We start from the raw sequence: 17,781 nt of genomic DNA, 5'->3' as shown, positions 1-17,781 counted from the left end.
CGTGCTCGCAGCACCGCCGCTAAAACGGCTTGCCGCACTCCGCTCTCACCTCAAGCCTACCCCGACGCAAAGACACAAGCCGCTTCAGCGGCGATGGGTGCTCGCGGCAAGCCTGCCCGCTGCCGCGGGATCGCCGCTGAAGCGGCTCCCACAAGTCTCGGGTGGTGATACAGCTGTCCTCCAGGCTTGACCGCCCCGGCACCCTCGCCCCATCCTGCCCGGCTACGAACGAGCAACGCACCCGATGAACACTCGCTACAACGCTTCCGACATCGAAGTCCTCAGCGGCCTGGACCCGGTCAAGCGCCGTCCGGGCATGTACACCGACACATCCCGCCCGAACCACCTGGCCCAGGAGGTCATCGACAACTCCGTCGACGAGGCCCTGGCAGGCCATGCGAAAACCATCGAAGTCACGGTCTTCAACGACGGCTCGGTGGAAGTCACCGACGACGGCCGCGGCATGCCAGTGGATATCCACCCCGAGGAAAAGGTGCCGGGCGTCGAGCTGATCCTCACCCGCCTCCATGCGGGCGGCAAGTTCTCCAACAAGAACTACGCGTTTTCCGGCGGCCTGCACGGCGTGGGAGTGTCGGTGGTGAACGCGCTCTCCACGCGCGTGGACGTCACCATCCGCCGCGACGGCCAGGAATACCGCATGGCCTTCGCCAACGGCGACCGTGCCAGCGACCTGGAAGTGATCGGCACCGTTCCGAAGAAGAAGACCGGCACCACGCTCCGCTTCTGGCCCGACCCCAAGTATTTCGACACGCCGAAGATCCTCGTGTCGAAGCTCAAGCACCTGCTTCGGGCAAAAGCCGTGCTTTGCGCGGGCCTCACCGTGCGCCTCGTCGAGGAAGGCGGCGAAACCAGCGAGTGGTACTACGAGGACGGCCTGTCCGATTACCTCCGCGGCGAACTCCAGGGCGCCGAAGCCTTGCCGGCGGAACTGTTCGTGAAGCACTTCGCCCGCGACACCGACGCGCTCGACGTCGCCCTGGCCTGGCTGCCCGAAGGCGAACTGGTACAGGAAAGCTACGTCAACCTGATTCCCACCGCGCAGGGCGGCACGCACGTCAACGGCCTGCGTTCCGGCCTCACCAACGCCATCCGCGAATTCTGCGACCTGCGCAACCTGCTGCCACGCGGCGTGAAGCTGGCACCCGAGGATGTCTGGGAGCGCCTCGCCTTCGTGCTGAGCATCAAGCTCCAGGACGCGCAGTTCGCGGGCCAGACCAAGGAACGCCTGTCCTCGCGCAACGCCGCCGGCGTCGTCGAAGGCGTGGTGCACGATGCCTTCAGCCTCTGGCTGAACCAGCACGTGGACCTCGGCGAGAAGATCGCCCAGCTCGCCATCGAGCGCGCCAGCGCGCGCCTCAAGGCAGCGAAGCAGGTGGTGCGCAAGAAGATCACCCAGGGCCCCGCCCTGCCCGGCAAGCTCGCCGACTGCGCCGCGACCGACCTGACCCGTACCGAACTCTTCCTCGTCGAGGGCGATTCGGCGGGCGGCTCCGCGAAGCAGGCGCGCGACAAGGACTTCCAGGCCATCCTTCCGCTGCGCGGCAAGATCCTCAACACCTGGGAAGTCGAGTCCGGTGCGGTACTGGCGTCGCAGGAAGTGCACGACCTCGCCGTCGCCATCGGCTGCGATCCCGGCAAGGACGACCTCTCCGGCCTGCGCTACGGCAAGGTGGTGATCCTGGCCGACGCCGACTCCGACGGCCTGCACATCGCCACCCTGCTCTCGGCCCTGTTCCTTCGCCACTTTCCCTCCCTGGTACGCGAGGGGCACGTGTTCGTCGCCATGCCGCCGCTGTTCCGCGTCGACGTGGGCAAGCAGGTGTTCTACTGCCTCGACGAGGAAGAGAAGCGCCTCATGCTCGAGAAGGTGGAACGCGAGAAGATGAAGGGCGCGGTCAGCGTCACGCGTTTCAAGGGCCTGGGCGAGATGAACCCGGCGCAGCTGCGCGAGTCCACCATCCATCCGGACACGCGCCGCCTCGTCCAGCTCACGGTCGACACCGACGACGGCACGCAGAAGCTGATGGACATGCTCCTGGCGAAGAAGCGCGCCAGCGACCGCAAACAGTGGCTGGAGGAAAAGGGCGACCTGGCCACGCTGGAAGTCTGACCGGGGAAGTCAATTCTTCGCCGCGGGCTCCGGCACGGCCTGGTCCTCCTTCCGATAATCGAAGATCGCCCGGCCGGCCATGGACGTGGCCGGCGTCCAGCGGACGACGGGCACCCATCGGCCGGTCACCTTGAGGAAATCCTTCTGGTCGTTCCTGGCGGCGTCACGTCGGGCGACGATGCTATCCGCGCGGGAGAGCTTCGTCTTGGGATCGGCACCCGTCCCACAATCGTTGTCCGTGTAGAAGCAATTGTCCCGGTAGAAGAATGCTTCGACCGGCATGCGTGCTCCGACATCCTGCGGCCACGCCGCGACGACGATCTCGTTACGAACGAAGAACTGCTTTTCCTGACGAACTTCGACCATCTGCATCCATGCGCTGGCCGTATTGGTCTGGCGTGAATCCTCCACGCCAAAGGCGCACTGGTTCTCGTCCTCGCCGAAACCCTTGAGGATCCACCGCCCGTCGGAAAACACGCCCTGGTCCTGACAGATGGGCTGGCCCGCCGTCTTGCACCGATCAGGACCCCCGGTCCATGCGTCTTGCGGATAAGCACAGCGCAGCATGAGGTGCTCGTAACCCTTCGGCGTATAGAACCAGGGGTAAACGATGAATCCATTGGCCGAAGGGTAATTCTCGGGGAAGTTCGAGTCCTGGCGAAGCCAGGAAAAAGACACGCCCCACGCCGCGTTGGCCGGATTGGGCAGCCACGAGTGATAGCTCGTCGAGAAATTCGTCGATCGCATCAAGATGCCGGAGCACAGGAACGCAGGATGCTGGTATCCCTCCTCGCTCCTTCCGCAGTCGTAGCGCTTGTCGTCGAAGCGCTTCTGCAGATGTTCCTGTACCTTCCAACCCGGATCGTCCATGGTCTGGGGATCCGGGGACGGCATCGACCTGGCGTCGCACAGCGACAAGACAGCCAGCGAAACCGCAAACAGCCATTTCTGGGCATGCATGACACATCTCCATCCGTGGAGAGAGAAGCCTGCTTCGGCGGTACTACACTGCGCCGCCCGATGTCGCGACGCGATACCCCGAACGCTGTAGGCGAAGCCGGTGTCTTTTCGGCACGCTCAAAGAAAAAGCCCGGCTCGAAGCCGGGCTTATCTTCAATGACGACGCGACTCTGGAAAGGTCAGCGCCGGGAGCGAATGGCCCCTATCAACGCGCGCGTGGCGCCGTCGAACTGCCCGAGGTCGCCGGCATCCTTGTCGTTGGCCAGCGAGGGATAGATCTGCTTGGCGATCACCTTGCCCAGTTCCACGCCCCACTGGTCGAACGCATTGATGCCCCACAGGTGGCCGAGCATGAACACCTTGTGTTCGTACAGGGCGATCAGCGCACCCAGCGAGTGCGGCGTGAGCGAATCCAGCATGAAGACGGTGCTCGGACGGTCGCCCTTGAACGTGCGCTGCGCCGCGAGGGCGCGGCGCTCTGCTTCGCTGCCGGATTTCGCCTCGGCCAGTGCCTCGTCGAAGGTCTTGCCGAGCGAGAGCGCGGCGGCCTGCGCCAGAAGGTTGGACAGCAGCACGTCGTGGTTTTCGCGCAGGGGGTGCGCTGGCTTCACCAGGCCGATGAATTCGAGCGGCACCGTGTCCGTGCCCTGGTGCAACGCCTGGAAATACGCGTGCTGCGCATTGGTGCCGATGCTTCCCCATACGACGGGAACCGTCGGCTGGGTCACCTCGCTGCCGTCGTCCGGGTGCACGTGCTTGCCCAGGCTTTCCATCTCCAGCTGCTGCAGGTACGACGGAAGATCAGCCAGCGAGTCGACGTACGGCACCACGGCGCGGCTGGTGCGACCGAGGATGTTGCGATTCCAGACTTCCGCGATGGCGAGCAACACGGGGAGGTTGTCCTGCCATTCGGCGCTGCGGAAATGATCGTCCGCTTCGGCAGCACCGGCGAGGAGGTCGCGGAAGCCCTGCATGCCGATGGAAAAGGCAATGGACGCCCCAACGGCGGACCACAGCGAGAAGCGCCCGCCGACGTAGTCCCACATGGGAAGGATCTGGGATGCTCCCCATTTCTGCACGGCCTCGACGTTCGAGCTCACGCCGATGAAGTGCCGCGCCGTCTTCTTCTCGTCACCGTCGTTGGCTTTCAGTATCCAGTTACGGAAAACCCCGCCGTTGAGCAGGGTTTCCTGCGTGTTGAAGCTCTTGGACACCAGGATGACCAGGGTGCGGGCCGGGTCGAGCTTGTTCATCAGGTCCGTCGCGGCCTGCCCGTCGACGTTCGTGAGGAAGTGGCTGGTGATGCCCTTCACGTGGAACTGTTCCAGCGCATGGACGGCAAGGCGCGGGCCGAGGTCCGAGCCGCCGATGCCGATGTTCACCACGTCGGTGACGCCGCCGATCAGGCCGACCGACTCGCCTTCGCCCTTGTGCACGGCGTTGACCAGCGCTTCCATCTTGTCCAGCGCGTCGGCCACTTCCCGGCGAACTTCCGCCGGCGCCGCGGGATGACGCGAGGCACCGCCGCGCAGGGCGGTGTGGAGAACGGCACGGTCTTCGGACGTATTGATGTGCTTGCCTTCGAACATCGCATCGCGCGCGGCCTTCCACCCCGTGCTTTCGATGTAGGCACCCACCGCGTCGAGCGCGGCGATGTCCAGCTTCTGTCGCGATATGTCGAGAAGGACGGGACCCATGCGCTTGCGCAGGCGTTCGCCGCGGGCGTCGTCCTGCACGAGATCACGAAGATGGGTGCCGGCGAGGCGGGAGGCGTGCTCCTCGAACGAGGGCAACGGGGCGTGCTTTGATTCCATGGCTTCCACTTGGCTGCAACGGAGGGAAGCGCGAATCTTACCGCAGTGCAGCGTAAGTGGATTGTATGGAAGCCGCGTTGCGGCTTCGCGTGAGTCGGCGGCCTGTGGCCGCCTGTAAGTCGCGCTGCGCGCTGTGAACCGTGAACCGTGAACCACATCGCGCACGAGCGCTCTTACTTACGGTTCACAGGCCGCACAGCGGCCGACTCACAGGCAGGGCAAAGCCCGCCGACTTACTCAGCCCGACTTACGCAGCCTGCTTGGGGATGGAGTGGTTCGTGTGGGTGATGACGTTGTTCGCGTCCACGTACACGAGGTCCGGCTGGTACTTCGCCAGTTCCGCTTCGGAAAGACCCACGAACGCGGCGATGATCACGAGGTCACCGACGGACACGCGGCGCGCCGCGCTGCCGTTCACCGAGATGATGCCCGAGCCCTCTTCCGCGCGCAGCGCGTAGGTCACGAAACGCTCGCCGTTGCTGATGTTCCAGGCATGGATCTGCTCGTACTCGCGGATGCCCGCGGCGTCGAGAAGGTTGCCGTCGATGGCGATCGAACCTTCGTAGTTCAGCTCGGCGTGAGTCACCGTGGCCCGGTGGATCTTGCACTTGAGCATGTTGAGGTGCATGGCGGTCTCTGGGATGGGGTTACTGCAAAACGCCCATTCTAACGGAGGGTTGCCCGATCCGTCGCGTGGGCTTCCTCTGTCGGTGCGCTTTATGGGGGACTCGCGTCCGAAACGCAAGTCCCCGTTCGTGAAGGGATTCAGTCGAACGCGAGGTTGTCGATGAGGCGGGTGCTGCCCAAGCGGGCCGCCACCAGGGCCACCAGGCCCTCCCGCTCGTCCGCGCCTGGCTCGGCCAGGTCTTCCACCCGGCGGATGGCCACATAGTCGGGGACGAAGCCGCCACGCTCCAGGCGCGACCTGGCCGCCGCTTCCAGCGGCTGGCGCGCGTGCCCCTGCTGGAAGAGCTCGCGCATCTGCAGGAGGGTGGCGTGGATCAAGGGTGCCCGGGACCGCTCCTGCGCCGACAGGTATTGATTGCGCGAACTCATGGCGAGCCCGTCGGCTTCCCGCAGGGTCGGTGCGGACATCACCTTCACCGGCAGCGAGAGGTCGCGGACCATGCGCTCGATCACCTTGAGCTGCTGGAAGTCCTTTTGCCCGAACACGGCCAGGTCGGGCTGGACGAGACTGAAGAGTTTCGCCACCACGGTGGCCACGCCGTCGAAATGGCCAGGGCGATGCGCGCCTTCGAGCGTATCCGTGATGACCGGCACATGGATGCTCACGCTGGCAGCCGGGCCGAACGGATACATCGTGGCCACGTCGGGAGCGAACAGGATGTCGCAACCCGCCTCCGCCAATCCCGCCTGATCCTGCGCCAGGGTACGGGGATACCGCTCGAAGTCCTCGCCGGGGCCGAACTGCGTCGGATTCACGAAAACGCTGGCCACGACGCGATCGGCACGGGCACGCGCCAGTTTCAGCAGCGAATGGTGGCCCGCGTGCAGGTTGCCCATGGTCGGCACGAAGCCGACCGTCTGGCCCGCGGTGCGCCAGCCCCGAATCGCGGCGCGAAGTGCGGCGGCATCGGTAACGGTCTGCATGCTGGTGTCCTCAGGTGAAGCTGTGTTCGGGGCCAGGGAAGCGTTTCTCGCGCACGTCCCCGGCAAAAGCGGCGATGGCGGCCTGGATGGAATCACGGCCGGCGAGGAAATCCTTGGAGAATCGAGGCCGCTTTCCCGGGGTCAGCCCTAGCAGGTCGTACACCACCAGCACCTGGCCGTCGCAGTCCACCCCGGCACCGATGCCGATCGTGGGAATGGACAATTCCGACGTGATGCGCGCCGCGAGGGCGGCGGGAACGCATTCGAGTACCAGGAGATCGGCACCGGCGGCTTCCACAGCCCTGGCATCTTCCAGGAGCCGCATGGCGGCTTCCTCGGTCTTTCCCTGCACCTTGTAGCCGCCCAGCCGGTTCACCGACTGCGGGGTGAGACCGAGGTGCGCGCACACAGGGATATTCCGCTCGGCGAGCGCGGCGATGACATCGCAGACGCGCCCAGCCCCCTCGATCTTCACCATGGCCGCGCCGCCCTCGGCGACGAGGCGCGCCGCGGCGTCCATCGCCGCGGGCACGTCGCGGTCGCTCATGAACGGAAGGTCGGCCACCAGGAGCGTGGAGGAAAGCCCCCTCGCCACGGCCGCCGTGTGGTAGACCATGTCATCGATCGTGACCGGCAACGTACTGGACCGGCCCTGCACCACCATGCCAAGGGAATCGCCGACCAGGGCCACATCGACCCCTGCGGTTTCCAGTTGCGAGGCAAAACTCGCGTCGTAGGCGGTGAGCATCACGATCTTCCGGCCTTCGGCTTTCATCGCCTTCAGGCCCGGCACGGTCACCGGCTTACGCGCCGGCGCACTCGTATTTTCGACGTACACGCTCTGTCGCCTCATGGGTGGAAACCGGAATTGTCCGCCCAAAGTCGCGGTATCTCAAGGAAGCCCCGCCGCCGGTTTCAGTTTCGCTTCCCATTGCGCGCGCGGAAGGGCGAGGTCCGCGTCCGACGGCGCGATGCGTGCGAACACCTCGGGCGTTGCCGAGCGCAGGGCGAAACAGATGCCTGCGTAACGCTCGTAGTCCTCCAGGCTCCGCTGCCGGCCCAGCCAGGGTACCGGCTCCGGATCGCCGTGCATGCCGAAGGCGGCTTCCGCCGCCGCCATGGCCCGCATGCCGAGCTGCGCGCCGTCGAGGGTCGTGTCGCCGCGCGCGAGCGCCTTCGCCTGGTCGTCCCACACCCTCGGCATGCCCTGCCGTCCGTAGTAGTGCCAGAGCACGTGCCGGTGCGGATGGAAAAGGTCATAGCCGTGCGTGTAAGCCCTCACGGCCAGCGTGATCTCCTCGGTATTGAAGTAGTGATCGGGATCGGCGGGCACGTCGCACACGAAGCTCCCGTCGGCAAAGGCGAAACCGCCGCTGAAGAAGCGCGCACGCACGGGCGCCTTCCGCCCGGCGGGGGAATCGATGGTCGTGGAGCGGGTGCGCACCACCCCGGGGCCTCCGAATTCCACGAAATCGATCTGGTAGCCGCGATCGCAGTAAGGAGGCACCGGATCGCCCGGCGCATAGGCAGGCGGATGGGCAACGAGCACGGGGCGCGGGAAAGCCTTGGAGCGAACGTCCTCCAGCATCTGCACCAGGCTGGCATCCCAGTCGCGCGCGAAGCGATGATGCGAATCCAGCTGCAGCGTGTAGCGCTCGCTCGCGAACCCCTGTTGCGCAACGGCCCTCGCCCACCCGCAGCCAAGCGACTCGTGCATGGCGTGGTCGAAAAGCTGTACGACGGCACCGCGACGCGAAAGGCGGTGACGCAGGCGCCCGCCCACGATACGGCTGCTCAGGGTGAATCGCCCGGCCTCGAAGTCGGCTGGGCTCTCGCTGCCGTCATGCTGCCAGCAGACCGAAACGCGCAACCGGGACGGATACCTCGCCTTGTCGACGAGGTCCACCAGCGTGGGCAACAGTTCCGGATCCCGATAGGCGGGAATCTGCACGAAGATCGTATTCCCCTGCTCGTCCATGAGGGATTCCGTCGGGCGCCATCCTGGCGCATACCCATGCTACGCCGTCGCGTCGCGGCTAGGAAAGGCGTTCGCAGCCCTGTGTATCAAGCGTTTCCAGCAAATTCGCGACGCGGCCTTGCCCGGGAATCTCGAGCGAGGGATCGATGTCGGCCAGTGGCAGGAGCACGAAGGCGCGCTCGGCCATGCGTGGATGCGGGAGTTCCAGACGCTCGTCATGGACAACCGTCGCCCCATGGAGGAGAAGATCGAGATCCAGCGTGCGCGGCCCCCACCGCTCACCGTCGCGCACCCGGCCAAAGGCACGCTCGGTCTCCAGCAGCACGTCGAGCAACGCGTGCGGTGGCAGCGCCGTATCGACCGAAACGGCCGCGTTCACGAAGTCCGGCTGGTCCAGCACGCCCCAGGGGGCTGTCCGGTAGAAGGCAGAGCGCCCCGTCAGCACCAGGTCCGGATGGTTCGCCAGCCGGGTCATGGCCGCTTCCAGGGTCTGCCGCGCGTCGCCGAGATTGCCGCCCAGGCCGATGAAGGCGCGGGCGATCACGTGCCGCCCGAATCGCCCTTGCCGCGTCCGACCGGCTTGCGCCGGCGGCGGCGCTTTCTCGCCGGCGCACCCGAAGCCGCGGACGGCTCGTGCGGGGGCACACCGCCACCGCCCAGCGCCGCGGCCAGCATCTCCGGCGGAAGCTGTTGGGCATGCGCCCACCACTCGCCCAACTCGCGCATGCGCGGCGACTCGTGGGCGCGAAGCAGCAGGAAGTCGAAGGCGGCGCGGAAACGCGGATGCGACATCAGACGGAACACGCGCTTGCGATGGATCTGCTCGAAGCGCGGCTGCAATGCCCAGATTTCTTCCATGGTGAAGGTGAACCGGCGAGGGATGGCTACGCGCTGGCATTGTTCGCCCACCACGTGCACGGCGGCGCGCTGCCATGCCTCGTTGTCGTCATAGCCCTGTGCGATCCAGCCCTGCGCCTGGTCGCGTACCTCGCCCCAGAGAAGCACGGCGTACAGGAACGCGGGTGTCACCGACTTGCCTTCGGCGATGCGGGCGTCGGTGTTGGCGAGCCCCTGCTCGACGAGCGCACGCAGCGCGTTGTCCCCGCGCTCCAGTGCACGAGCGGTGGCCGGGAAAAGGAATTTCAGGAGGCCACAGGCCTCGAGCATCTTGAAGCTTTTCAGGCCATGGCCGGCCAGGAAAAGCTTCAGCGACTCGTCGAAGAGGCGAGCCGGCGCGGCCTCGCCAAGGAGGTGCCCGAGCGACGCGAACGGTGCGGCGGCGGCCGGATCGATGGTGAAATTTAGCTTCGCCGCGAGGCGCGCGGCACGGAGCATGCGCACGGGATCTTCGCGATAACGCTGCTCGGGATCGCCGATGAGGCGCATGGTGCGGTCTTCGAGGTCGCGCATGCCGCCCACGTAGTCGCGCACGCTGAAGTCGGAGATGTCGTAATACAGGGCGTTCACCCGGAAGTCGCGACGCACGGCGTCTTCCTCGATGGTGCCCCATATGTTGTCGCGAACGATCCGTCCGTCGACGATATGGCGGTCGCCTTCGCCGCCCTCTTCGCCGGTGCCGCGGAAGGTGGCCACCTCGATGATTTCAGGGCCGAACACCACGTGCGCCAGCCGGAACCGGCGGCCGATGAGCCGGCAGTTGCGGAAGAGGCTCTTCACTTCATCCGGCGTGGCGTCGGTCGCGACGTCGAAATCCTTCGGATGCCCACCCAGCAGCAGGTCGCGCACGGCGCCGCCGACGAGGTACGCCGCAAAGCCCGCGTCGTGCAGGCGGTACAGCACGCGCAACGCGGCCTTGCTGATGTTCTTGCGGGAAATGGAGTGCTGGTCGCGCGGGATGATGCGCAGTACCGGCGAAACGTCACTCCTGGTATCGGAATTCAAGCGGTCGAAGTCCTGGCGGGCGCCCCGGCGCCCTTCAAGTGGCTGCCCCCACCGGCTGCCGGTCGGGATGAATGGGCCAAATGTAACGAATTCGACCCGGTTCGACGAGCGGCAGGCAAACCCGTTGCCGGCCGTACGAATTCGGCTATACTAGCGCGCTTCGTACTTCCGGTACGACCCGCTCCCTTCGTCTAGTGGTCCAGGACACCGCCCTCTCAAGGCGGGAACACGAGTTCGAACCTCGTAGGGAGCGCCACTTTCCTTCCGGCGCCGAACCGTTCGCATGACCTTTGTCGTTACCGACAACTGCATCAAGTGCAAGTACACGGACTGCGTCGAGGTCTGTCCCGTGGATGCTTTCCACGAGGGCCCGAACTTCCTCGTGATCAATCCGGACGAGTGCATCGACTGCACGCTCTGCGAGCCGGAATGCCCGATCAACGCCATCTATCCCGAGGACGACGTCCCCGCCGGACAGGAAACGTTCGTCGAGCTCAACGCAGAGCTCTCGAAGGCATGGCCGGTCATCACGGAGCGGAAAGACGGCCTTCCCGATGCCAAGGAATGGGAAGGCAAGCCCGGCAAGCTGGACCTGCTCGAACGCTGAGGCGTCGTTGCAGGCACCGTCGATTCCGGCGGTGCTTCCCCTCTCTCACTGCTGGATTCCCTGGTCGGCCATATTGAAGGTGAAAGTCGCCGCACCGCCCGGCGTCGTCGGCAGCTTGATGTTGATCACGGGTACCCAGCGCCCCGTCCGGGTTTTGAAATCGACCTGGTTGGCCTTCGCTTCGGCCAAGCCGCCGGCTATATAGAAGAACGCCTCGAGCGGCAGCTTCCTATCGTCCTGCGCCCACGTTCCCACTATGACTTCATTGTGCAGGGCGAATCGGGAGGACATCGCCGTCCGGATCTCCGTTTGCGCCTGGAACGCCTGCCAGGCATTCGCTGTTCCCGGCAGCAACCGGAAACCGCATTGGTTCCCGTAGAGGCCGCCATTCTGGAATTTGGCGAGCCACTGCGCGGCCGTGGTGATTCCTTGGGGCTGGCACGGTCCGGTCCCCGCCTGCGTTCCATACTGACCGCAGCCGTCACGATCCCCGCCTGTCCTGTTGTTGGTTGCGCCATCGAAAGGGAAGACACAACGAACGATCAACTGGGTGTACCCGTCCGCCGGATCGTCCGCGAAAAAGACCGGGAGGATGATGAAGCCATTTGTGTAATTGAAAACGAGGCTGGAGAAGCCAGAATCCCGCCGGAGCCACGAGAACGGCACGCCATTGGGCGTGCTCGATCCCGGATTCGGGTTCCACACGTAGTACCCTGCGCCACGTTTCGTCGCGCGAAGCAGGATGCCGGAACAGAGCACTGCTGGCAGCGGGTTGGGATCGGTGCTGGTTTTCTTGCAGTTCGGTGCGGTGGACTGGTAGCGGTCCGTGAGATGCTGAGCCACCGTGGGCCCGGGCGTGTCCGCCCGGGGTACCTGCGCCAACCCGACGACGCCATCCGCCTCCAAGCCGCCGCCCTGACGCGGGGTCTGGCCCGCACATGCGACCACCAGAGCGAACATCGCGCCCAGAGCAATCCGTTGCATTCGGCTGCCGCTCAGATACTTCATGTCGACACTCTCCGTGTGTCAGTTGCCCGCCCTCGTCCTGCTACCCGCGTTGTTCGCGAAACGATCCGTTCCTGATCGAGCGCGTCACTTGTTTCCCAGTCTTGCAGGGCGCATGGCAAACATCCATCGACATTAAGTCGTAGGCGCCAACGAGTCGATTCGGCATGCTTCGCCCGACTGCGCCGCCAAGGAAGCAAAAAGAACGCCGCCCAGGGGGCGGCGTTCTGGGACTCGACGAAGGCGCTGGTTTTACTTGCTGCCCATCCGCGACTTCAGCGCGTCGATGACACGCCTGACGCCGTCGGCATCGCCCTGGGCGCGGACTTCGCTGCCGGTACCGCTGGAGGTGACGGCCAGCTGCACCGTGTGTGCGGCACCGGCCGCCGAAGCCGGCGCGTCCTTGGCATCCTGGTCGGCGTTCTTACCGCCACCGAACATGCGACGGAAGAAGCCCGGACGACCCTCCGGCTTACCGCGGTTCACGGCGATCTGGTAGGTGTGCGTGGCATCGTCGTGCGACGTGACCTTGCCGAGATCGCCCACGCTCAGGAGCTCGCCGATGCGGCGATAAGCGGCGTCGGCGTCGTCGGCAAGGATGAAGCCGTCCGAAACCGGGGCTGCCTGGTTGGCCGCGGCAGCCTGGGCGCCCGACCCCACGTCCGGAATGACGAGGGCGGCGCTGGTCGACGGGGTGTCGAGACCCGGCGGGATCTCCAACGGAGCTTCCTGCTGGGCCCTTTCCCAATCCTTCTTGGAGCGGAACGCGCCGCAACCGGAAACGACCAGGACGGAGAGGAGCAGTGCCGGGACGACCAGCGCGTACGAGGTTTTCTTCATGTGAGTTCCGTTGTTGAGCTTCAGGCGGCAGACGCCAATGGTGCCAGAGCCGCAAGGGTTTCGCGTAGCCGTGTCAGCGCCGGACCCGGCTCCAACGCCACCAGGGGTAGCCGCGGAGCCGCCAGGCCCAGCCCCAGCGCGGCCAGACCGGCCTTGACGGGGATGGGGTTGGGCGCGCAATTGAGAGCATCCACCAGTGGGGCAAGTCGCGTCGCGGCGTCCCTGGTGCGCCCCGCGTCGCCGGCACGGGCGGCGTCGCAGAGAGCCCGGAAGGCTTCCGGCACGAGATTGGACACGACGGAGATGGTCCCCGCGGCGCCGGCCAGCATGGCTTCGGGAGCCGTACCGTCGTCGCCGCTGAGGTAGACGAAATCGGCACGGATAAGTTCCGCGATGGCATGGATGCGCTCCGCATCGCCTCTGGCTTCCTTGATGCCGACGATGCCAGGATGGTCGCGCAACACGGCCACCGTCTCCGGCGCGATGTCGCAGCCAGTGCGCGGCGGCACGTTGTAGAGGATGACGGGGAGGCCGCCCTCGTCGGCCACGGCGAGGAAGTGGCGGCGCAAGCCTTCCTGTGTCGGGCGTACGTAGAACGGTGCGACAACGAGTGCCGCGTCGGCCCCGAGGGCCCGGGCCCGGCGGGTGGTTGCGATGGTTTTCGCCGTGCCCGCTTCGCCGGTGCCGGCGATGACCGGAATGCGGCCGTTCACATGCTTCACGGCGAAGCTGAGCAGGCGCTCGTATTCGTCGTGCTCCAGGAAGTGCGATTCACCCGTGGAGCCCGCCACGACCACGGCCTGCGTACCGCCGGCCAGCTGCTGGTCGAGCAGGCGCGCGAAGGCGGTCAGATCGAGGGATCCGTCGGCGGCGAAAGGTGTCGCCAGCGCGGTGATGCTTCCTGAGATATCCAAGGCCAAACCCGTTGTGTCATCAGCCCTTCGCATGTTACCGGGGCCGTTCCGGCGCGTCCATTCGGCGCTGCGGCGGCCGGGAAGCCAGGCGTGTCTTGCTAGCGTGCGACGCGGGCAAGTAAGCTGCCCCCAAAGCGTTGGTTCCGCGCCCCGCGGGACGCGCCATGGGTAAACCCGCCTTGAATCGTTCTGCAGCACGCAACGCCGCCACCGACAACCAGCTCCTGATTTCGACGCTGTCGCCGGCGCATCGCGCGCCGATCCTGGCGCTTGCCAAGCGCATCGCGGACTCCGGTTGCAACCTCGCCGACGCCCGTGTGTCCACCATCGGCAACGACACGTCCGTCATGCTGCTGGCGGTGGGCGCCTGGGACGCCGTAGCCAAGCTCGAAACCTCGCTGGGCAAGCTCGGGCGCGACGAAGAACTGCAGATCGTGCACTACCGCACCACGCCGCGCGAACCCACCGCACACCTTCTTCCCTACCTGGTGGAAGTCATCGCCGCCGATCGGCCCGGCATTCTGGTGAAGATCATCGAATTCTTCTCCCGCCGCGACATCAGCGTGGAACAGCTTTCGTCCATGCGGTACCAGGCCATGCAGACCGGTGCCGAGATGTTCCAGGCGCAGATCACCATCGGCATTCCCGCGGAAACGCACATCGCCGCGCTGCGCGACGATTTCCTCGAGCTTTGCGATGGCCTCAATCTCGACGCCATCATGGATCCCGTGAAATTCTGATTCTCAAGGAGCGGCAGACGTACGCATGACCGGCAAGGGCAAGAAGCTTCCCAAACTCGAAGGCAACCTCGGCGACGGCAGCACGCTGTCCCTGTCTTCACTCCAGGGCCGATGGGTCGTCGTCTTCTTCTACCCCAAGGACAACACCCCCGGCTGTACGAACGAGGCCAAGGACTTCCGCGACCTTTACGCGGCGTTCCAGGCCCGCAACGCCGAAGTGATCGGGGTGTCCCGCGACTCGGTGCGCTCGCACGCGAACTTCGCCGCCAAGCACGACCTTCCCTTCCCACTCGTTTCCGACGCCGACGAAGCCTGGTGCAAGGCGTTCGACGTCATCCACGAAAAGGTTCTCTACGGCAAGCGCTATCTCGGCGTGGTCCGCAGCACCTTTCTCATCGATCCCAGCGGCCGCCTGGCCGCGGAATGGCGCGGCATCAAGATCCCCGGCCACGTGCAGGCCGTTCTAGACACACTGTTGAGTGTTCCAACCGCGTGACGGATACCGCGTCAGGCGGCTTTCCCCTCCGGCCGTCGCCGTGCGGCCGGCAATCGCAACCTCCGCATGAGGTCACTTCCGCATGACCGGAAGCAAGCGCATCTACGCCCTCGACACCAACGTGCTTCTGCACGACCCCACCGCCCTGTTCCGCTTCGAGGAACACGACGTCTTCATACCCATGACGGTGCTGGAGGAACTGGACGAGAAGAAGAAAGGCGGATCGGAAGTTTCACGGAACGGACGTCAGGTAAGCCGGTTCCTCAACGAACTGATCGAGCGCGGCAACGGCCACGGTATCCGCGACGGCCTCGAGCTCACCAACCCGCAGGGCGTGAACCTGAAACGCGGCGCGGTGGGACGGCTGTTCTTCCAGCAGCGCGCGGGGCACGGCAACGGCAAGGCCGACAACCAGATCCTGGCGTCGGTGATCGACCTGCGCGATCAGTTCCCCGACCGCCCGGTGATCCTCGTCACCAAGGACATCAATCTCCGGATCAAGGCGTCCATCTACGGCATCACCGCGGAAGACTACGAGAACGACCGTGCCCTGGACGACTTCGCCCTGCTGTTCACGGGTTCCGACGCCTTGCCCGAGGACTTCTGGAGCCTCCATCCGGAGTTGCGCTCCTGGAACGAGCGCGGCCGCACGTTCTACGAAGTGAACGTTCGTGACGACGAGCTCTGGTACCCCAACCAGTGCCTGTACATGCCGGGCGAGAACGACGTGGAACTGCGCGTGCTCGAGATCGCCGGCGACGAAGACGCACGCAAGGCGAAGCTCGTCCTGCTCGACGACCACACCCACGCCGCGCATGGGGTCTGGGGCATCGCGGCGCGCAACCGCGAACAGAACTTCGCGCTCAACCTCCTGATGGATCCGGACGTGGACTTCGTCACGCTCCTCGGCACGGCAGGTACCGGCAAGACGCTGCTCGCCCTCGCCGCGGGCCTTGCGCAGGTGATGGACCAGCAGCGCTACCGCGAAATCATCATGACCCGCGCCACCGTCTCGGTGGGTGAGGACATCGGCTTCCTGCCCGGCACGGAGGAAGAGAAGATGACCCCCTGGATGGGCGCCCTCACCGACAACCTCGAAGTGCTCGCCAATCCGGAGGAAGGCGGCTCGTGGGGCCGCCAGGCCACGAACGACCTGCTGGCTTCCCGCGTGAAGATCCGCTCGCTGAACTTCATGCGTGGCCGCACGTTCCTGAGCCGCTATCTCATTATCGACGAGGCGCAGAACCTCACGCCGAAGCAGATGAAAACCCTGATCACACGCGCCGGCCCCGGCACGAAGATCGTCTGCCTGGGCAACGTGGAGCAGATCGACACGCCCTACCTCACGGAAACCACCTCCGGCCTCACCTATGCCGTGGACCGCTTCAAGATGTGGGCCCACTCGGGGCACATCACGCTCAAGCGCGGCGAGCGGTCCAGGCTGGCGGATTTCGCGTCGGAAGCGCTGTAACGACAAGCGAGCGCGGGCATGGAGCCCGCGCTCTTTCATGGAGAAACCCGGGTGGAAAGGAATCCCTGCGTCTACATGCTGGCATCCGGCCGGAACGGCACGCTCTACATCGGCGTTACGAGCGATCTCGCCAAGCGCATCTGGCAGCACAAGGGGAAGTTCGTTTCTGGGTTCAGCGCAGAGCACGCGGTCGATCGGCTGGTGTGGTTCGAGACGCATGTGACGATGGAATCGGCGATTCTTCGGGAGAAGGCGCTGAAGAAATGGAAAAGGGCGTGGAAACTGGAGCTCATCGAAGGCGAGAATCCTTTCTGGGAAGATCTGTATCCTTCGTTGCTTTAGCTTCGGCCGGATACTGTCGCCCTGGGTTCCTGCGTGCGCAGGAACGACGAGCTCAGGACTGCGGCGGCCCCCATGACCGTCGTTCCTGCAAAAGCAGGAACCCAGCGCCGTAATGATCGGTTTTCGCCATACCCCTCTTGGCGCTTCGACATGACCAAACCCAACACCCTCACCATCGCAGGCTCCGACTCCGGTGGCGGTGCCGGCATCCAGGCCGATCTGAAGACCTTCCAAGCACGCGGCACGCACGGGCTCACCGCCATCACCGCGGTCACCTCGCAGAACACGCGCGGTGTCCGAGCGGTGCACACCCTGCCGCTGGCCCACATTCGCAGCCAGATCGAGGCTGTCTTCGACGACTTCCCCATTGCCGCCGTGAAGACCGGCATGCTCGGCAGCGCGGCCGTCACCCGTCTCGTGGCGCGGGAAATGCAGAGGCGCAAGCCGCCGTGGCTGGTGGTGGATCCCGTCATGGTCGCCACCAGCGGTGCGCGCCTGTTGGACGAGGATGCGATGGACGCACTCGTGAACCGCTTGATTCCCCTGGCCGACGTGGTCACACCCAACCTGCCGGAGGCCGAAGCCCTGCTGGGCCGCCCTGTGGGCCGCGACATCGACGCCGCGGGTGCGGACCTGCTCGCCCTCGGCGCCCGGGCCGTGCTTCTCAAGGGAGGGCATGCACGGGGACGGGACATCGTGGATCGCTACTACGACGCCGACGGTGTGCTGGAAATCCGCCATCCCCGCCTGCCGTTCGAAGGCCACGGCAGCGGCTGCACGCTCGCCTCCGCCCTCGCCGCCGAACTGGCCCGGGGCAAGTCGCCGCGCGCCGCGGCCCGGGCAGCACTGGCCTGGGTCGACAGGGCGTTCCAGCGCGCCTGGCGGCCCGGAGCCGGCACCGTCCACGTGCTCGGGCATTGAGCGCGGAGTATCCTATGCGTGTTGATACCGGCCGCCTGCGGCCGAATGT

General features: G+C 65.6%; 18 protein-coding genes and 1 tRNA gene. 8 read left to right on the top strand and 11 right to left on the bottom strand.

Annotated features, from left to right (window positions below; translation table 11 throughout):
* Positions 1-244 precede the first annotated feature (244 nt).
* Complete coding sequence (gene parE / locus HBF26_RS18815; protein WP_167129668.1) at positions 245-2,131, top strand: DNA topoisomerase IV subunit B; 1,887 nt, start codon at positions 245-247, stop codon at positions 2,129-2,131.
* A gap of 9 nt (positions 2,132-2,140) precedes the next feature.
* Here the strand turns inward: parE and HBF26_RS18810 are convergent, their stop codons facing one another.
* From HBF26_RS18810 to pcnB, 8 genes are all read right to left on the bottom strand, one after another.
* Positions 2,141-3,091 (bottom strand): hypothetical protein, encoded by a 951-nt coding sequence (locus tag HBF26_RS18810; RefSeq protein WP_167129667.1) that lies wholly within the window; start codon positions 3,089-3,091, stop codon positions 2,141-2,143.
* Between the two features lie 179 nt (positions 3,092-3,270).
* On the bottom strand, positions 3,271-4,905 hold the full coding sequence (gene pgi, locus HBF26_RS18805) for a glucose-6-phosphate isomerase (protein ID WP_167129665.1): 1,635 nt from the start codon (positions 4,903-4,905) through the stop codon (positions 3,271-3,273).
* A 247-nt stretch (positions 4,906-5,152) separates the two neighbouring features.
* Positions 5,153-5,533: an aspartate 1-decarboxylase gene (gene panD / locus HBF26_RS18800; RefSeq protein ID WP_167129663.1), complete on the bottom strand. Its 381-nt coding sequence runs from the start codon at positions 5,531-5,533 to the stop codon at positions 5,153-5,155.
* A gap of 137 nt (positions 5,534-5,670) precedes the next feature.
* Positions 5,671-6,516: a pantoate--beta-alanine ligase gene (gene panC, locus HBF26_RS18795; RefSeq protein ID WP_167129661.1), complete on the bottom strand. Its 846-nt coding sequence runs from the start codon at positions 6,514-6,516 to the stop codon at positions 5,671-5,673.
* A 10-nt stretch (positions 6,517-6,526) separates the two neighbouring features.
* Positions 6,527-7,369: a 3-methyl-2-oxobutanoate hydroxymethyltransferase gene (gene panB, locus HBF26_RS18790; RefSeq protein WP_193569973.1), complete on the bottom strand. Its 843-nt coding sequence runs from the start codon at positions 7,367-7,369 to the stop codon at positions 6,527-6,529.
* 39 nt (positions 7,370-7,408) lie between these two features.
* The gene (locus tag HBF26_RS18785) at positions 7,409-8,494 is read right to left on the bottom strand and encodes a GlcNAc-transferase family protein (protein WP_167129659.1); all 1,086 of its coding nucleotides are present in this window, start codon (positions 8,492-8,494) and stop codon (positions 7,409-7,411) included.
* Positions 8,495-8,552: 58 nt separating this feature from the next.
* Entirely contained in the window at positions 8,553-9,035 is a 483-nt protein-coding gene (gene folK, locus HBF26_RS18780) for a 2-amino-4-hydroxy-6-hydroxymethyldihydropteridine diphosphokinase (RefSeq protein ID WP_167129682.1), read from the bottom strand.
* The gene (pcnB, locus tag HBF26_RS18775; RefSeq protein WP_167129657.1) at positions 9,035-10,396 is read right to left on the bottom strand and encodes a polynucleotide adenylyltransferase PcnB; all 1,362 of its coding nucleotides are present in this window, start codon (positions 10,394-10,396) and stop codon (positions 9,035-9,037) included. The genes folK and pcnB overlap by 1 nt, the downstream gene beginning before the upstream one ends.
* 180 nt (positions 10,397-10,576) lie before the next feature.
* On the opposite strand from pcnB, the gene HBF26_RS18770 reads away from it, so the two are divergent.
* Positions 10,577-10,652 (top strand) — tRNA-Glu (locus HBF26_RS18770).
* Positions 10,653-10,679: 27 nt separating this feature from the next.
* Positions 10,680-11,003 carry a ferredoxin FdxA gene (gene fdxA, locus HBF26_RS18765; RefSeq protein ID WP_167129655.1) on the top strand — a complete coding sequence of 108 codons (324 nt, stop codon included), beginning with the start codon at positions 10,680-10,682 and terminating at the stop codon, positions 11,001-11,003.
* A 45-nt stretch (positions 11,004-11,048) separates the two neighbouring features.
* On the opposite strand, the gene HBF26_RS18760 is transcribed toward fdxA, so the two are convergent.
* The 3 genes from HBF26_RS18760 to dapA form a co-directional block, all read right to left on the bottom strand.
* Positions 11,049-12,011 (bottom strand): hypothetical protein, encoded by a 963-nt coding sequence (locus HBF26_RS18760; protein ID WP_167129653.1) that lies wholly within the window; start codon positions 12,009-12,011, stop codon positions 11,049-11,051.
* A gap of 249 nt (positions 12,012-12,260) precedes the next feature.
* The gene (locus tag HBF26_RS18755; protein ID WP_167129651.1) at positions 12,261-12,848 is read right to left on the bottom strand and encodes a hypothetical protein; all 588 of its coding nucleotides are present in this window, start codon (positions 12,846-12,848) and stop codon (positions 12,261-12,263) included.
* Between the two features lie 20 nt (positions 12,849-12,868).
* Positions 12,869-13,762 (bottom strand): 4-hydroxy-tetrahydrodipicolinate synthase, encoded by an 894-nt coding sequence (gene dapA, locus HBF26_RS18750; protein ID WP_167129649.1) that lies wholly within the window; start codon positions 13,760-13,762, stop codon positions 12,869-12,871.
* 164 nt (positions 13,763-13,926) lie between these two features.
* Between dapA and HBF26_RS18745 the strand changes: the two genes are divergently transcribed.
* The 5 genes from HBF26_RS18745 (at position 13,927) to thiD (ending at position 17,732) form a co-directional block, all read left to right on the top strand.
* Positions 13,927-14,502, top strand: coding sequence for a glycine cleavage system transcriptional repressor (locus HBF26_RS18745; RefSeq protein ID WP_167129647.1), 576 nt, complete (start codon positions 13,927-13,929; stop codon positions 14,500-14,502).
* A gap of 25 nt (positions 14,503-14,527) precedes the next feature.
* The gene (locus HBF26_RS18740) at positions 14,528-14,998 is read left to right on the top strand and encodes a peroxiredoxin (RefSeq protein WP_167129645.1); all 471 of its coding nucleotides are present in this window, start codon (positions 14,528-14,530) and stop codon (positions 14,996-14,998) included.
* Positions 14,999-15,080: 82 nt separating this feature from the next.
* Positions 15,081-16,469, top strand: a complete 1,389-nt coding sequence (locus HBF26_RS18735) for a PhoH family protein (RefSeq protein ID WP_167129643.1) — start codon at positions 15,081-15,083, stop codon at positions 16,467-16,469.
* Between the two features lie 18 nt (positions 16,470-16,487).
* Complete coding sequence (locus HBF26_RS18730; protein ID WP_167129641.1) at positions 16,488-16,811, top strand: GIY-YIG nuclease family protein; 324 nt, start codon at positions 16,488-16,490, stop codon at positions 16,809-16,811.
* 150 nt (positions 16,812-16,961) lie between these two features.
* Positions 16,962-17,732, top strand: coding sequence for a bifunctional hydroxymethylpyrimidine kinase/phosphomethylpyrimidine kinase (gene thiD, locus HBF26_RS18725; protein WP_167129639.1), 771 nt, complete (start codon positions 16,962-16,964; stop codon positions 17,730-17,732).
* The last annotated feature ends 49 nt before the right edge of the window (positions 17,733-17,781 follow it).

The sequence above is a fragment of the Luteibacter jiangsuensis genome (genome assembly GCF_011742555.1).
GTDB classification, from domain to species: domain Bacteria; phylum Pseudomonadota; class Gammaproteobacteria; order Xanthomonadales; family Rhodanobacteraceae; genus Luteibacter; species Luteibacter jiangsuensis.
Note: the sequence above shows the minus strand (reverse complement) of the source record. Positions and strands in the feature narration are given on the sequence as shown.

Bases quoted from the DNA above. Each gene is read 5' to 3' on its own strand.
- HBF26_RS18810 (WP_167129667.1), bottom strand. From the start codon at position 3,091: ATGCATGCCCAGAAATGGCTGTTTGCGGTTTCGCTGGCTGTCTTGTCG.
- HBF26_RS18755 (WP_167129651.1), bottom strand. From the start codon at position 12,848: ATGAAGAAAACCTCGTACGCGCTGGTCGTCCCGGCACTGCTCCTCTCC.
- HBF26_RS18735 (WP_167129643.1), top strand. From the start codon at position 15,081: ATGACCGGAAGCAAGCGCATCTACGCCCTCGACACCAACGTGCTTCTG.
- HBF26_RS18785 (WP_167129659.1), bottom strand. From the start codon at position 8,494: ATGGACGAGCAGGGGAATACGATCTTCGTGCAGATTCCCGCCTATCGG.
- panB (WP_193569973.1), bottom strand. From the start codon at position 7,369: ATGAGGCGACAGAGCGTGTACGTCGAAAATACGAGTGCGCCGGCGCGT.
- thiD (WP_167129639.1), top strand. From the start codon at position 16,962: ATGACCAAACCCAACACCCTCACCATCGCAGGCTCCGACTCCGGTGGC.
- pgi (WP_167129665.1), bottom strand. From the start codon at position 4,905: ATGGAATCAAAGCACGCCCCGTTGCCCTCGTTCGAGGAGCACGCCTCC.
- HBF26_RS18730 (WP_167129641.1), top strand. From the start codon at position 16,488: ATGGAGCCCGCGCTCTTTCATGGAGAAACCCGGGTGGAAAGGAATCCC.
- HBF26_RS18760 (WP_167129653.1), bottom strand. From the start codon at position 12,011: ATGAAGTATCTGAGCGGCAGCCGAATGCAACGGATTGCTCTGGGCGCG.
- panD (WP_167129663.1), bottom strand. From the start codon at position 5,533: ATGCACCTCAACATGCTCAAGTGCAAGATCCACCGGGCCACGGTGACT.
- HBF26_RS18740 (WP_167129645.1), top strand. From the start codon at position 14,528: ATGACCGGCAAGGGCAAGAAGCTTCCCAAACTCGAAGGCAACCTCGGC.
- parE (WP_167129668.1), top strand. From the start codon at position 245: ATGAACACTCGCTACAACGCTTCCGACATCGAAGTCCTCAGCGGCCTG.
- HBF26_RS18745 (WP_167129647.1), top strand. From the start codon at position 13,927: ATGGGTAAACCCGCCTTGAATCGTTCTGCAGCACGCAACGCCGCCACC.
- fdxA (WP_167129655.1), top strand. From the start codon at position 10,680: ATGACCTTTGTCGTTACCGACAACTGCATCAAGTGCAAGTACACGGAC.
- panC (WP_167129661.1), bottom strand. From the start codon at position 6,516: ATGCAGACCGTTACCGATGCCGCCGCACTTCGCGCCGCGATTCGGGGC.